At 39.4% G+C, this 15,391-nt stretch carries 13 protein-coding genes and 1 pseudogene; 7 read left to right on the top strand and 7 right to left on the bottom strand.

Annotated elements, in window-relative coordinates; all coding sequences use genetic code 11:
* Nucleotides 1-60: 60 nt before the first annotated feature.
* Nucleotides 61-792 carry a hydroxyacylglutathione hydrolase gene (gloB, locus tag AC25JC_RS01295; RefSeq protein ID WP_078193608.1) on the bottom strand — a complete coding sequence of 244 codons (732 nt, stop codon included), beginning with the start codon at nt 790-792 and terminating at the stop codon, nt 61-63.
* 109 nt (nt 793-901) lie between these two features.
* Nucleotides 902-1,510, bottom strand: coding sequence for a flavin reductase family protein (locus AC25JC_RS01290; protein WP_180034732.1), 609 nt, complete (start codon nt 1,508-1,510; stop codon nt 902-904).
* A gap of 104 nt (nt 1,511-1,614) precedes the next feature.
* Between AC25JC_RS01290 and AC25JC_RS01285 the strand changes: the two genes are divergently transcribed.
* A complete protein-coding gene (locus tag AC25JC_RS01285) occupies nt 1,615-2,436 on the top strand; it encodes a PhzF family phenazine biosynthesis protein (RefSeq protein WP_180063096.1) in 822 nt (273 codons plus the stop codon).
* 149 nt (nt 2,437-2,585) lie between these two features.
* Nucleotides 2,586-5,354: a M16 family metallopeptidase gene (locus AC25JC_RS01280; RefSeq protein ID WP_486923303.1), complete on the top strand. Its 2,769-nt coding sequence runs from the start codon at nt 2,586-2,588 to the stop codon at nt 5,352-5,354.
* Nucleotides 5,355-5,435: 81 nt separating this feature from the next.
* Here the strand turns inward: AC25JC_RS01280 and AC25JC_RS01275 are convergent, their stop codons facing one another.
* Together AC25JC_RS01275 and AC25JC_RS01270 are read right to left on the bottom strand one after the other, a co-directional pair.
* Nucleotides 5,436-6,500 (bottom strand): amidohydrolase family protein, encoded by a 1,065-nt coding sequence (locus AC25JC_RS01275; protein WP_486923302.1) that lies wholly within the window; start codon nt 6,498-6,500, stop codon nt 5,436-5,438.
* Between the two features lie 172 nt (nt 6,501-6,672).
* The gene (locus AC25JC_RS01270) at nt 6,673-7,074 is read right to left on the bottom strand and encodes a DUF3144 domain-containing protein (RefSeq protein WP_078188837.1); all 402 of its coding nucleotides are present in this window, start codon (nt 7,072-7,074) and stop codon (nt 6,673-6,675) included.
* Nucleotides 7,075-7,180: 106 nt separating this feature from the next.
* Here AC25JC_RS01270 and AC25JC_RS01265 point away from each other — a divergent pair, with 106 nt between their 5' ends.
* Nucleotides 7,181-7,813, top strand: coding sequence for a hypothetical protein (locus AC25JC_RS01265; protein ID WP_180034736.1), 633 nt, complete (start codon nt 7,181-7,183; stop codon nt 7,811-7,813).
* Nucleotides 7,814-7,848: 35 nt separating this feature from the next.
* Here AC25JC_RS01265 and AC25JC_RS01260 read toward each other — a convergent pair whose 3' ends face one another.
* Nucleotides 7,849-9,093, bottom strand: a complete 1,245-nt coding sequence (locus AC25JC_RS01260) for an MFS transporter (protein WP_486923301.1) — start codon at nt 9,091-9,093, stop codon at nt 7,849-7,851.
* A gap of 120 nt (nt 9,094-9,213) precedes the next feature.
* On the opposite strand from AC25JC_RS01260, the gene AC25JC_RS01255 reads away from it, so the two are divergent.
* The gene (locus tag AC25JC_RS01255) at nt 9,214-9,900 is read left to right on the top strand and encodes a TetR/AcrR family transcriptional regulator (protein WP_486923350.1); all 687 of its coding nucleotides are present in this window, start codon (nt 9,214-9,216) and stop codon (nt 9,898-9,900) included.
* 67 nt (nt 9,901-9,967) lie between these two features.
* Here AC25JC_RS01255 and AC25JC_RS01250 read toward each other — a convergent pair whose 3' ends face one another.
* Together AC25JC_RS01250 and AC25JC_RS01245 are read right to left on the bottom strand one after the other, a co-directional pair.
* A complete protein-coding gene (locus AC25JC_RS01250) occupies nt 9,968-10,399 on the bottom strand; it encodes a hypothetical protein (RefSeq protein ID WP_180034738.1) in 432 nt (143 codons plus the stop codon).
* A gap of 222 nt (nt 10,400-10,621) precedes the next feature.
* Nucleotides 10,622-12,082, bottom strand: coding sequence for a CYTH domain-containing protein (locus AC25JC_RS01245; protein ID WP_486923349.1), 1,461 nt, complete (start codon nt 12,080-12,082; stop codon nt 10,622-10,624).
* A gap of 320 nt (nt 12,083-12,402) precedes the next feature.
* On the opposite strand from AC25JC_RS01245, the pseudogene AC25JC_RS01240 reads away from it, so the two are divergent.
* The 3 genes and pseudogenes from AC25JC_RS01240 (at nt 12,403) to hemL (ending at nt 15,331) form a co-directional block, all read left to right on the top strand.
* A pseudogene (locus AC25JC_RS01240) lies at nt 12,403-12,785 on the top strand (Mpo1-like protein).
* A 591-nt stretch (nt 12,786-13,376) separates the two neighbouring features.
* On the top strand, nt 13,377-13,997 hold the full coding sequence (thiE, locus tag AC25JC_RS01235; protein ID WP_078188828.1) for a thiamine phosphate synthase: 621 nt from the start codon (nt 13,377-13,379) through the stop codon (nt 13,995-13,997).
* 35 nt (nt 13,998-14,032) lie between these two features.
* The gene (gene hemL, locus AC25JC_RS01230; protein WP_249735040.1) at nt 14,033-15,331 is read left to right on the top strand and encodes a glutamate-1-semialdehyde 2,1-aminomutase; all 1,299 of its coding nucleotides are present in this window, start codon (nt 14,033-14,035) and stop codon (nt 15,329-15,331) included.
* Nucleotides 15,332-15,391: the final 60 nt, after the last annotated feature.

Raw genomic sequence — 15,391 nt, 5'->3', positions numbered from 1 at the left:
ATCACAAATAAAACAGTTTATTTGTGATGAAATCTAAAATGCTTATAACTCGCAATCCAATTAAAAATTGTCTTTAAGTTCTCTTAAGCGCTGAAACGTTTCAACACTTTCTGCGCGTAAAAATGGATTGGTTTCTAATTCTAATTCAATACTGCTTGGTAAAGTACATTGTCCGAGCATGCGCATTGATTCAACCTCATCAAAACGCTGTTGTATGGCAAGGTTGTCAGGTTCAACATGCCGCGCAAACTGAGCATTTGATAGGGTGTATTCATGAGTACAATACACTTGAGTTTCAGCAGGGAATGCGGCTATACGGTTCAAGGAATCGTACATTTGTTGAAAAGTACCTTCAAATACACGTCCACAGCCCATAGCAAATAATACATCGCCACAGAACAGTGTATGAATGTCATCGATAAAATATACGATATGACCGAGGGTGTGGCCGGGCGTTGCTGTTATTTCGACTTCAAGACCATGAAATTCAAATCGGTCATTATGATCGAGAGGATAATTCACCCATGGAATACGGCTTAATTCTGCACGGGGACCATAAACGGCAATGTTTTTATCCTGAATAAGTTCCGGTACGCCACCGACGTGATCTTTATGCCAATGCGTTAACCAAATTTGTGTGAGATTGAGTTGATGTTCCTGACAATAGCGCTCGACTAAGGCAGCTTCAGTAGGATCTACCGCAATGACATCATGGCTTTCGGTGTGTTCAAGCAGCCAAATATAATTTTGCAGTGAATTTTTGACATCCAATGTATGTATTTTAAACGCCATATCCATTCATTCAATATTTAAAATTAAGTTAAAGTTAGCATGAAAAAGCTCAAAACGGATGATTATCCATTTTTAGCCCTAGATAAACGACATATCTCACAGCGCTATTTTAGTCTGATGCCTCGTCTACAGATACAGGATTACCAATGGTATAAAAGTGCCCGCCAGCAACATGGTGTAGGCTTTTCCATTCATCTTCTACTTCATGATAATACCAATGTCCGTTACGGAAGACGCGGTCATCAGCATAGGCAGCAATGACTTCGCCAATAAACAGATCGTGCGCTTGTTGATTGTGAGGTTCGGGAATAAGTTTGCACAGTAGCCAAGCAGCACAACCTTCAACCACAGGAATATCTGAGGCATTAAATTGAAATAATTCCACGCCACATTGGCGTAATTTTTCTGGCGCATCACGTTGGCTCATCATGCCAAGTGCATAGACCAGTTTGAGTTGTTTCAGTGTCGGTACTTGTAAGGCGAAATAGCCTGAATTTTCAATAATCTCACGTGTTTTAGTTGATTTATCCAGTACTACTGTCACTTTTGCAGGGTTGAACTCTAAGGCGCATGCCCATGCAGCAGTCATCACACCAGTATGGGTTTGATCCTGAGCAGAGACGAGCACAGTCGGCCCATGATTTAAAAGTCGGTATGATTTTTCTAAAGGAACGGGGTGAATATGCGTTTTCAAAATTGTGCCTATATTTAAGTTCATCTAAAACTTAGATGTTTTATTAAAAAGTGTTGCTACATAGCATATAACGCATGAAATATTTTCAAAAGCCTTTAATATAAATCACTAAATCAGGAGTTCAATCAATGAAAATGTATCAAGTGGACGCATTTACCCAAGTGTTATTTAAAGGCAACCCAGCGGCGGTTTTGGTGTTGGATGAATGGTTAGATGAACACTTGATGCAACAGATTGCTTTGGAAAATAATCTATCTGAAACTGCATTTGTGAAAAAAATCGACAGCAGCAATTATGAAATTCGTTGGTTTACACCGACCACTGAAGTGGACTTCTGTGGACATGCGACATTGGCCAGTAGTTATGTGCTTTTTGAGTTTTATACGGCTGAAAAAAATATCCAATTTCATGTCAAAAATCTCGGTATTTTTAGCGTAAATAAAGCTGAAGATGGAAAAATTCTGATGAATTTCCCTGTGCGTCGGGCACAGGTCGTGAGCGAATATCCTGAAGAGCTACGTCTAGGGTTGAGTCAACCTTTCAAGCAGGTTTATTTGAATGAGCAGGCGTATATCGTGGAATACGAAACGGCTCAACAAGTTTTGGACGAACAACCGAATTTTGAAATTTTAAAACGTCTTGGCAAAATCCGCACCGCCATCACAGCGCCGGGTACGATCACTGATGTTGCAATCACTGCGGCAGCCCAGCAATATGACTGTATTTCACGCTATTTTGCACCGGGTAATGGCATCAATGAAGATCCTGTTACGGGTTCTATTCATACCGGAATCGTGCCAATTTGGGCAGAACGTCTACAAAGAGGTCAGATCTTAGCGTATCAAGCATCAAGCCGTGGTGGTGAGTTACATTGTCAAATGCTCGAAAATGACCGTATAGAAATCTCAGGCTATGCGTGTTTATATATGCAGTCGGACATTTATATCTGAACATAAATCAAATACATGCTGTCTCATTCTGCAGCATGTATATAATAAAAAGTAACTATTAATCCAGAAAAGCTCAGCATAAAATCAAAACCAATCTGATCGACAGCACTGCGCTGATCGATGCTAAATATAAAGGACACTTGAATTACATGCGTATTAAACATTTAACGCTTTCACTTTTTTTTGCAGGTTTAAGTACCAGCCTATTTGCTCAACCTATATTGGTTAAAACTGAACAAGCCATTGAAGAATATAAATTAGATAACGGTTTTCGTGTGGTTTTGGCGCAAAACGATAAAGAAAGCAAAGTGTTTATGAATACGGTGTATTTCACGGGTTCTTTAAATGACCCTGCGGGCAAAGGTGGTTTGGCACATTTGCTCGAACATTTGGCCTTTAAAGGCACTGAAAATGTCAAAGGTGATGAATTTCAGCGTCGCTTAGACCAATTCACGCTGATGACCAATGCCAGTACGGATTATTATTCAACGAAATACACCAATGTGATTCGTCCTGAACAAAGTTCGATTGACCAAGTTTTGCATTTGGAAGCAGAACGGATGGACAAATTGGTACTTCAGGAAAAATTTGTACCGACAGAAATTGATATCGTTAAGCGTGAACGTGAAATTCGTTTAGATCAGCCATTTTCAGTGTTAATCGACCAAGTTTTAAAAGAAGCCTATGGCAATCAATCTTTAGGCCGCTTACCGATAGGTGATTTGAAAGAACTTCAATCGATCAATATGAACGAATTAAACCAGTTCTATCGCCGTTGGTATGCGCCAAATAATGCAGTGATGGTGATTTCTGGTAAGTTTGATAAAGCGGCTGTATTAAAACAAATTGATCAACAATTTAGCCCAATTGCCGCACGTCAAATTCCTGAACAGGCCAAAGTCCCTAAATTAGATGGAACGAAATTAAAGCAACGCGAATTTACTGTTCATAAGGGTAGTGACTTTGGTAAATTTAATATTTATTTAAATGGTGCAGTCGAACCGATTAAAACTGCTTTGGCGGTATCTCCAACTTTGTATACCTTACAGCCAAGTGGGCATTTGTATCAAAGCATGGTGGAAACAGGGACAGCAACCGCAGTTCAATCGACCACATGGTTAGATAAAGATTTTAATTTGGTGTTTATGGGGGCGATATATGGCCCAAGTCATGATGCAAACAAAGTGGCAACCAGTCTTGCACAAGGTGTGGAGCAGAACAAAGCCTTTAACGATGTTGAACTGAACCGTGTTAAAAGCTTGACTCGAAATATGGCTGACAATGTTAAGAATAGCGCTACGGCTCTTGGCGAACGTCTCAGTTCTTATACTGTGGCTTATAACGGGGACTGGTCTCAATATTTCCGAGACTTAGATAAAGTACAAAAGCTGAGTGTAAGCGACGTGAATCAAGTGTATAAGGATTTTCTAAAGCCTGAATACCGTGTCACAGGAAATATTCTACCAACACCTGAAGACCAGAAGAAAGCACAGCAACAGGCTGCGTCGAAACCTGCTGAAACTTTAGATCAGCAAGCGCCTGCAGAAGAGCCGTTGAAAGATGCGAGTGTTTATCGTGCTGAAGTGAAGCAATATGTTGCAGAGTCTAAGCAATATTTAAATCAGAAAGAAAAGCAGATTCAACGCGCTAAATTTAAAAACGGCATTCAGTATGCGTTGTTTCCAACTAAAACACGTGACGACAAGACCTATGCTACGATTGCATTGGATTTTGGTACAGCGCAAAGCTTAATGAATAAAGGTGAGTTGCTAGATTTGACAGCTTATCTCATGTTCCGTGCATCTAAAGATCAAAGTTTACAGCAAATTGCCGATAAAATTATTGATGTTGGTGGTGGTGCAACGGTCAGTGCAAATGATAATGGCCTCATAATTCAAGTGGTTGCACGTAAAGAAAAGTTTGCTGAATTTTTGCAATATGTCATTGATGTTATTAAAGCGCCAGCATTTGAACAATCACAATTTGATTTAATCAAAGCGCAAAGTTTGTCGAGTTTGGATCGACCTTATACAGAGCCGGATACCGTTGCTGCAATGACTCTGTCGCGTATTGTCGAGATCTATCAGCCGGGGGATATTCGTTATCACTTCGAACCTGAACTTGCGAAAAAACAAATTGAGTCAGCTACACGTGATCAAGTGCAGCAGTTACATCAAAAATTCTTTAAAACACAGCATGCACAAATTGCGGTAACAGGTGATTTTGATACCAAGCAAATAGAAAAAATTCTGAAAAAAGAATTTGCAGATTGGAAAACCAGCGAGCCATATCAACGCTTAGAGTCTACATTTACAGCGTATCCTGCACAGAAAGTGCATGCATTGTCTGAACAGCGTGAGTTTGGTAGTTACCAAGCCATTATGACTCTACCTGTAGGTGTAGAGCATACCGATTCTCCTGCGTTACAAGTATTACGCCACATACTCGGTGATTCACAGTTGTCTTCACGTCTAGCTCAAGAGTTACGTGAAAAGAATGCACTGGTTTATGGTTTTAGTGCAGACATTAATTTTGATGAATGGGTGAATTCAGGTGTACTGAGTATTGATGCAAACTACACTGCGGGTAAATCAGCACAAGTTTCTCAGTCTGTTCATAAAGTGTTGCAAAACTTATTGAAAAATGGCGTGACGGAACAGGAAGTAGAAGCAGCCAAAGCCAGTATTTTGAAAAAGCGTTTAACTGCACTTGAAGATGACCGTCGCATTCATAGTATGTTGATTCCCCAGTTAGAAAAAGGTCGTGATTTAAACTATCGTGAAAAGCGTGATCAACACATTGCTAGTTTGACCAAAGCGGATGTTAATGCTGTCATCAAAAAATATATTCAACCTGAACATTTGGTTGAGGTGATGGCTGACCAATATGGTCAAGCCGCAAAATCTACTCAAAAATAAACTTAATAAAAAAATCCTCCAGATGGAGGATTTTTTTTGAGCTACAATGGATAACTTGATAGCGAGATTTTCTTAACGAACTTATAGGCGGTAGAACTGACGGGCATTTTGTTGGAAGACTAAAGTCAGTGCACCAGGATCATAACTCGCGACCGCATCTGAAAAGGCGTCAATAATATTCACCAAGGATGCACTCACACTATCCATCGGGAAGTTAGAGCCAAACATCACACGGTATTTCCCAAAGCATTGTAGAGCATGAGAAATAAGCGGAAAGGCGCAATCGAAAATCTCTTGTTTGGATGCAAGGCGTTGTTCTTTATGAAACTGATGACCCAGTACAGGCATGAATAAACCAGACATTTTGGTATAAACATTTGGGCAACTTGCCAGTTCGGCTAAATCATCTTTCCAACGAAACAAGATATTGTCACGTGAAGTTTGGGTTAAGCCTGTATGTGAGCCAACAGCGCCAAAGGCACCCACTGGTGTCCCAAAATGATCCAGCACGATAGATGTTTCAGGGAAAGCACGTGCTAAAGCGGTTAAATCACGAATTTGGTCTGAATAAACCCATGCATCAAAACTTAAATTCATTTGAGCAAGAGCTTCAAAACCTTTCATAAATTTTTTATTGGTATAGAGATGGGGCTCATTGGTCCATGCATGAACTTTTGGGTCTTCATGTACAGCTGCCATTTTTCGTATGCCACGAAAATGTGGGGAGGCTTGTTTATGCATTTTAAGAATTTTCTTAAAACTACTGTCACATGGGTCTGCAGTGCCGACTATGGCACCAAGTTTAATTTTTTGAGCATTAAAATCTAAGGATTCAATAAACTTGGTTTCACCAACCACCCCTTTGCCTTTATGGTCATGCCAGCTCGCTTCTACATGTACGATTTGATCAACCAAATAATGTCCTGCATCTTGCTTATAATTTTTAGGCAAATACGGTGTAGTCACATGTTTGGTTAAGCCAACCGTGTCAATTAATTCTTGCGGCTTAACCAAGCGCATCATTTTGTCGAGCAAGTAGGGATGTTTACCCAATAATTTCACGGCAAGTGAAGCGGCATGTGGGGTATTGTATGGATCCCATTGATGTATATGTGAATCCACGATGGCAAAATCGAGCGTCTGCATTGCTATCCTTGTCCTTAAAACCATGTCCATTTCTTGCGTATTTCATTGTATTTTCGAATACGCGAGGCACTGAAAATAGCATGAATGATGAAAATACAACGTTATGACTAAATATTAAATCAAAGCTTTGTGAAAGAGAAGTTGTATAAAAAAAGCCCCGAAGGGCTTTTGATTAATGCTGATGATCGTGGTCGTGATCATGCTTATTTGCATGGAATTCTTCGTTATGACGGAAGCGAAGATAGTTTTCAAACTGTTCGCAATATTCATCATAATTATCTTCAAGCATCATTTGAAATTGTTGAAGAATATAAGACATCACTTGATCTTTGGCATCACGCATTTCTTTGCCATCTTTGAAGCCATTTGCAGCAACCCAAGTATTAAAGCGAGCAGTACCAAATAACATGGCAGCACTCACTTGACCGCGCATTTCTGCAGGTTTGACTTGAGAACCTTTTTCAACACGACAAAATTCATTGGCTTGTTTAATAAATTCATCCGCACGTTCAAAGAAAGCTGCATTCAACGCTTCTTCTTCGGTTACATCAGTAGCTTCAATCTTTTGAACCATGAATGTGTCCTAGCATAAAAATCTAATGCAGTATTATAGGCAAAGCCTTGCAGAAACTAAACCTTTGACTTAATCTAAAAATAGCCTAAGTAAAGTGGAATACCCCATGCAAGATGCAATCGCAGTGCAAAGTCTGAAAAGTGATATTGCATTACTTCGACAAAATGTTTGGCCGCCCTCAACCTTAGCCAATGTAGAAGGGCTGCCCATTTATTATGGTACAGCGTCTGAAGTAGCCGAATATTATGCGCAGTGGACTGGCTTAATTGAACGTGCTCAGGACTTATTTCAGCCCTTTATGGAAGATGAAGTCCTCGATGCAGTCCATTTGCCGAGTCATTTGAATCTGCCGCTTTTTTATTTTCACGTGGATCGTATTCGAATCAACAAAACACGGGCGAAAGAATCTAAAACCTTTCGTGGTATTGCCAGCTTAGTTGAAAAATGTGGGCAATTTGAAGCAGATCAAATTCAAGCGATGCGGTTATGGCTAGACAGCGATGATACGGCAGCTTTGGTCGCACACCGTGAATTTATTGACCTCAGAACCTATGTATTTCAACATGGACAAAGTGAATACACCCGTACCCGTTTTTATGTGAATGGCATTGTACTCAGTGTCGAAAACGACTTTAAATTGGTGGATGCCCGTGACAAACCACGTAAAGCCCGTAGTGATAGCTATAGTGACCCTTTAGCAGATAACAATACGTGGAAAATCTTTGGGAAATATCGTTAATCAAATGTTTTGACGACATTAGTTAGAGCGTGGACTTAGTTCGCTGCACAAGGAAGCTTTGGATTATTTAATCCACGCCCTAATGTGAAAATAGCCACTATGGCGAAGGCGACAAAGATCATCACCGAATACAATAAAGTATTGGCATTAAAATGATCGACAATATAGCCGCCAAATAGAGAGCCACACGCAATCATGAGTTGGAAAATACCAATAAACAGCGGCATGCCTTTTTCAACAGCTTCAGGGGCATGTACTAACATCCAGATATTGGCCGTTGTAGGAAATGCACCAAAGGCGAAACCCCATAATGCGGTTAAAAGATATGCACCGAATAAATGAACTGCAAAGTGTGGAAAGCTAAAAAATACCACGATAAAACTGAAGGCGACAAAAACAAGGGTATAGCGGACATTGATGTTACTGCTATAACCCGCAAATAAATTACCAAAGAAACCTGCGATGCCGTAGATCAATAATAATGAACTGATGGTGGTCGCATCAAAGCCTGCATGATTTTTAAAAAATGGGGCGAGATAGCTATAAGAAGAAAAATGAGCAAAACCAATTAATAAAATAATAATCAGTCCTTTACGTGCTTTATCATGTTGAATCAGTGCAGGTAAATCACTAAATCGAATAGCCGATGTCGGTGGAAGTTTTGGGAGAAATTTGATTTCTAAAACTAAAATGATGATTCCGATTGCTGCAATGATTTGAAATGCACTACGCCAACCCAACCATTCACTTAGCCATGTACCTAGTGGAACACCTAATACCGTCGCTAGGGTAACACCTGCCATGACGATCGCAGTGGCTTTGGCTATGGCGAGATGACTTGGTGCAACACGTCCGCTTAAGGCTATGGCTGTTGCCCAAAATCCACCGATAGCAATACCCAGTAGAAAACGGCTAAACAACAACAGTGCAAAGCTTTCTGCGAAGCCAGTTATAAAATTAGAAATGACCATAATCACGGTTAAAGCAATCATTAAGATACGACGGTCAAGTTGCTTCACAGCAACAGAAAGCAGGGGCGCTGCGATCGCACCCATAATGCCAGGGAGGGTAATCACCCAACCTGCGGTACCTACACTAATTTTTAAATCCTGAGCGATGGCATTTAACACGCCAATGGGTAAAAACTCACTGGTGACAAGTGCGAAAGCTGTAATAGCAACAGTGAGGATTGCAAACCAATTCCCTTGATTGGGGGAAGACTCATCAGGCTGCTGCGTCAACTGTTCATCTTGTTTTAAAGCTGTAGCATGCGTATTCATAGCGTTACACCTTAATTATTTAATTAAATAGTGACTGTTATAAAAATAAACTATTTGATTAAATTGTGAGCGTCAATTATTTTATTAGTGAACGTTATAAAATATAAATGTTAGCTTATGATGAATGATTCAAAGCAAGAAAATCAGCACGCTAATTCAGCCGATTCGGTCAAGAAGCGTGGACGTCCTAAATGTTTCAATGAACAGCAAGCCTTGGAAAAAGCCATGATGTTGTTTTGGCAATTTGGCTATGAAGGAACGTCCATCAGTGATTTGACTCAAGCTTTGAATATCACAGCACCTAGCCTATATGGCACATTTGGCGACAAAACGGCGCTTTTTGAAAAATGTATTGAATACTATAGTGAACACGAAGTTCAGCCTGCAGAAAAAATTCTACAAGCAGGTCAAACGGCTAAAATTGCGATGGAATTGTACCTATATGACAGTATTCAGCATTTGGTACAAGCCAATAAACCTAAAGGTTGTATGGTGGTGGTGGCAACAATGAATTGTTCACAGCAAAACCAAACCGTACAAGAACAGCTCAAACAACGTCGTGCCTATACCAAAACAAAAATTATGGATCGGCTCGCTATAGGCGTGCAAAATTCGGAAATTGAAAGTTTGGCTCATGCAGAGCAATTGACTGATTTTTATATGACCTTATTACAAGGAATGACCATACAAGCCCGTGATGGTATGGCCTTGATGCAATTACAGCGCATGGTGAGTAATGCGATGAAATCATGGGGGTTATTAGCACAAGGTCAAATCAGTATGGATTATGAATTAAACCCCCAATAGCAGCGTAGTCTGAACGTACTGTTCTTAGTTTTTTTGAATGACTGTTATGCAAATACTATTTTGATGTTTATTTGCAGGGATGAATTTTAATGTCACCCAATTCCATCACACTTATATAACCATCAACCGCAATTAAATTGTCACTTTGACTCGATAGAGTTAGACATTCTCCAGACTTGACGCTTGACAGTAACTGACCTTGTTGCGGATTCAAGTTCATACTGTAAATACTTAGTATGCCAGCATTGGTTTTGATTTGGTAAGACTCATCACCATAGTCCTCATTATTATTGCGCAGGACTTTAAAGGTTCTTCGTGTCTGATCAAAGTTTTGAGTTGGAGAAAGCGGCTTTTCGACTTGTAAGGATGCCGTGCGCCTTAATTCGGTGCTTTGCACAGGCTTATGTTGTTCACTACAAGCACTTAGTAATGGGAAAAAGATAAAAATAAGTGAAAATGTAAATAGTGGATGAATTGCAGGTATGTGAATTTTCAACATAAAACCATCCTGAATCTAATTTTTCAGATAGCTTATTTTAAAAGTTTTTACTCAAAAAACAAAAATAATAGCTTCTCAAAATATTTCAATGTAACTGAGTCAAACTAAGGAAGTGATGAATTGTAAATAGCCGAATTCGAATCTGAATGTCCAATAAATGAATATCTATATAATAATGTGGGACGCAAATAAAAAGGGAGACTCATTGAATCTCCCTTAGTTTTATTTAATGAGTTTTCGACTGACAAGGAATTGTTCTGTCGCTTCTAAAAGTTTATCTGCATAAACTTCTTGCTTTGCAGTCAACCAACCGAGAACAAACCAATCGCTAGCTTCCAGCTCTGTTTGCTGAATATATTGTGCAGAAGAGGAAAGGACTTGGTATTCCTGTGCCGCAACTTGTGCATCATTGAGTGCTTTACTGTATTTCTGCAAATTTTTTACATCATAAATAGACGTCAAAATTGGGAAGCTAAATTTAAGCTCTTGTATGCGTTGAGAAAGCACGTCTAAGCTTTCAAAATTGTTAATGTCGGCATCATTTAAAGCCTCTTGGAGGGCTTTATATTGGTTTTGCAGGGTTGTTTGAGCATACCATTTAAAATCATGTTGCTGCGGCGCATCATCGAATTTCAAACTAAACATTAAAAGCTCAAGATAATGATGTACATTTTGAGTCGATTTAACCAAATTGCCTAACTTCTCTTTGGCATACAAAATATCTTTGGTTAAATTTTCTGAAGTCGTTGGGTTTTGTAAAAAGCCACCCAAGGTATTTTGCATGTGTTCAAAATGGTGTAATTGTTCAAATTGCTGCTTAAATGCGCCTAATTGCACAGCCCATTTTTCAACGATATCACTGTTCCAATCTTTAAACAGCGAAATGGTTAATTGTAAATGATGGAGTGCTTTCTGAGCTTGTGTAATGTGCTCTGCCTGAGCAACGCCTGCAGAAATTGCGGCAATATTAGGCAGAAGATGCTGCATTTCCTGTGCAATTAAAAGTCGTAAGTTTTTTGCGGCAGTGTCTTTTTTACTGAGTTGAAATTCTTTAGCCTCAACTGCTGGACTCACAGTTTGATTAAACGCCAGCAAATTCCCGATTTCCGCTTTACTGCGGACATCTAACCATAAATGATACTTTTTAACCCATTCGAAACTAAAGGCAAGGAGTGATTGAATAGAGCCACTTTTAAGCTCAAATTCAACTTCATGAACTTCTGTTTCTGTGCTGTTGCTGCGGATACAGCCGACATCTAAGCAAACTTCGATCTTGGCATCTTCAAACTCTATGACGCGATAAGTTCTGAGAATATCTGTTTCAAACTGAAGTTGTAACGAATCCTGCTGATCGCCTAAAGTGGTTTTTAAAACCGATTGAACTTCAGCTTCATTGGCATAGACCGATAAATCTAGGGCAGGGGCTTGTTCATGCTCGCCCAAATCTAAGTTATGTTCAAACCGTTCAATTTGACTTTTACCTGCAGCTTTCAGGGTTTGAATCCAGCGCGTTCCTTCTAAACGTTGACGCAAAGCTGCATGCTGCTGTGCCATTTTTCGATCTGGGGTATCAAAATATTTAGCTTTAAGTTGAATTTGTTCCGATTTTTTTGGATCGAGTGCTTTTAATAATGCAGTTCGACGTGCTTCTGGAATCTGGAACTTTAATTCAACTTCAACCATGGTTTTCTGTCCTGATGTTACAACTTCATAATCTGGCATGAAGCGATCTCTAAATTTTTATAAAAATGAAAAACTAAATCGTACGTAAATTTTCTATGAGCTAAACGCGTTTCGATTGTAGCGAAAAACAGTTGAGAAGTAAGACTTGACTGATTTGAAAGCGCTGATTTTGGCCAAAGAAAAGTTTTAAAAATGGATATTCCATCAATTGTATAATTCACAATAGTTCAATTTTCATTGGAACAAAATAAAATTTTACGCCTTTAAAGTGGGCGAGTTTTGAGCTATGTTGATTAAAATAAGTTCAGGATGAGCACAAAATGAATTCACAAGTACAACCCGAGTTTAATCGAGATTTAAAGCCCGAATTTCAGTTGCCTATTCGTGACTACTCGCAATTTTATCGATTTTATTTGACTGAACATCGAAATATCATGAGCCGACGTTTACATGCCACAGGCAGCAGTATAGGACTCTATTTCTTTGCAAAAGCAATTTTAAAAAGACAACCGAAGTATTTTGCTTATGGCCTGGTTTCAGGCTATGCCTGTGCATGGGTCGGACATTTTTTCTTTGAAAAAAATAAGCAGCTAGTTTCAAGCAACCTTTGTACAGTTTTATTTCCGATTGGCGCATGCTGTCTGATATTGTGAAGGGGAACTTAAGCTTAAAACACCGTAATTTAGATAAGATTGATAGTTAATTGTTTATTAATCAAACGCTTAATTTTTATGGATATGGGTGTGATTTTTTTGAGTAAATGACTTGCAAAATTAGAGTGATTAGTCTAATAATGTTCATATTGTTTATTTAATTCTTATCTAAAACATGAATAGTCGATAAACCCAGTTTTCCGAGCCTAGAGTGACCTTCTCTAGGCTTTTTTTATGGCCTTAGAAAAGTCTATTGTTTGAAATATATAACAATAAAAACTTTTATAAAATAGGCTAGACTTTTTGATGCTCTGAACGCTCCCCAAAACGTTTCTTACCAAGCACCAAAAAGTCTAATAGGTTACACATTTTTATTTTTATAAAAGTGTTGTGTTTTTATGCGCTGCGTTTTGAGTTCTTCTGGTGCACTATTAAATAATTTGTATCAGTTTTGTTCTATACCTGAAAATAGGTATTTTTTGCCATTTTCTACAGAAAATTTAATTAAACATTTATATAAGTAGTCCTGTGAAAAGGAATATAACTTTCTCAGCAGCAAAGCATTAAAATTTTATGCCCCAAGCAACATTTCACAGACCTAATCGTTATAATATTCAAAAGTTTTAAGTTGTGATTGAACTATGCGCGGTTTATACCTCATTACCAATGATGATCCTATCGAATTGCTTTTAGCCAAGCTTGAAGGCGCGATGGCAACTTATGAAGTTGCTGTTTTGCAATATCGTCGTAAAAAAGTGGCAAAGGAAGATCAGGCTTATGAAATTGAATACATGAAAAATATGTGTAATCAGTACAAAGTGCCTTTTGTCATTAATGATGATCTCGAAACTGCAGTTCAATATGGTGTGGGTGTCCATTTAGGGCAAGATGACGGTTCAATTGCTGAAGCTGTAGCACGCTTACCTAAAAATGTTTTGATCGGTCGAAGCTGCAATAACTCTTTAGAACTGGCTGAGCAGGCAATTGCAGACGGTGCAAACTATGTGGCTTTTGGTGCCATTTTTGCAACTGAAACTAAGCCTGAAGCAGGCAATATTGGCTTAGAAACGCTAAAACAAGCCAAAGCGAAACTAAATGTACCTATTTGTGCCATTGGTGGTTTAACTGTAGAAAATTCAGCAGAAGTCATTGAAGCAGGTGCTGATCTTTGTGCTGTGATTAGTGATGTATTAGGTCGTTCAATGTCTGCTGTCAGCAGTCGTGTTTATGAATGGTCTGAGCTTTTTGCTGAACAAGCTTAATTTTATTTTTTAGATTGAATAAGTAGAGAATTTTTATGAGCTTATCTGCTAAGCAAGAACAATTATTTAAACAAGCCAGCAAGCATATTCCTGGCGGCGTAAACTCTCCTGTACGTGCATTTAATGGTGTAGGTGGAACTCCGGTATTTATTGAAAAAGCGCAAGGCGCATATCTCTATGACGTAGACGGAAAACGCTATGTCGACTATGTCGGCTCTTGGGGCCCAATGATTTTAGGTCATGCTCAGCCCGACATTATCAAAGCAGTTCAAGACGCGGCTGTAGATGGTTTGAGTTTTGGTGCGCCAACCGTTCATGAAACGACTTTGGCGGATATTATTTGCGAAATTATGCCGTCTATTGAATTGGTTCGTATGACCAACTCAGGGACTGAAGCGACTATGACCGCCATCCGTCTTGCTCGTGGCTACACCGGCCGTGACAAGATTGTAAAATTCGAAGGCTGCTACCATGGCCATTCAGATTCGCTTTTAGTGAAAGCAGGTTCTGGCCTACTTACTAAAGGTGAGGGTGAAGCGACTTCTGCAGGTGTTCCGGCTGATTTCGCCAAACACACTTTAACACTGCCGTATAACGATATTGCGATGCTAAAAGAATGCTTTGCAAAATTCGGTTCAGAAATTGCAGGTGTAATTGTCGAGCCAGTTGCAGGCAACATGAACTTGGTTAAACCGATAGATGGTTTCTTGCAAGCAATTCGCGATGTGTGTGATGAACATGGTTCTGTCTTTATCATTGATGAAGTAATGACAGGTTTCCGTGTCGGTCTTGGTGGTGCGCAAGCGCATTATGGCGTAACGCCTGACTTGACCACATTAGGTAAGATCATTGGTGCTGGCTTGCCAGTCGGTGCATTTGGCGGTAAACGCGAAGTAATGGAATGCATCGCGCCGTTGGGCAAGGTGTATCAGGCAGGCACACTATCAGGCAACCCACTTGCAATGCGTGCTGGTATTGAAATGTTTAAACATTTGCGTAAACCAGGCTTCTATGAAACTTTGACTGAAAAATTGGCAGGCTTGCTTGCTGGTTTACAAGCTGCTGCAGACGAGGCGGGCATTCCGTTTTTTACGCAGCAAGTAGGTGGAATGTTTGGTATTTACTTTACAGATCAAACTGAAATCACTGGTTTTGATTCAATTTTGAAATGTGATGTAGATGCGTTTCGCACTTTCTTCCATGGCATGCTGAAACGTGGTGTTAACCTTGCACCGTCTGCATTTGAAGCCGGTTTCTTCTCAAGCGCACATAGCGATGAAGATATTGCATTTACCATTGAAATGGCGAAAGAAGTTTTTGCTGAAATGAAGTAATTTTCATTTAAATTAGTAATTTCTGCTTTAGAATAAAGCCCGCAGCCTGCTGTGGGCTTT

It is taken from the genome of Acinetobacter sp. P37 (assembly GCF_057480965.1).
The sequence above is the reverse complement of the archived record's forward strand: the minus strand, read 5'-3'. Positions and strand labels throughout refer to the sequence as shown.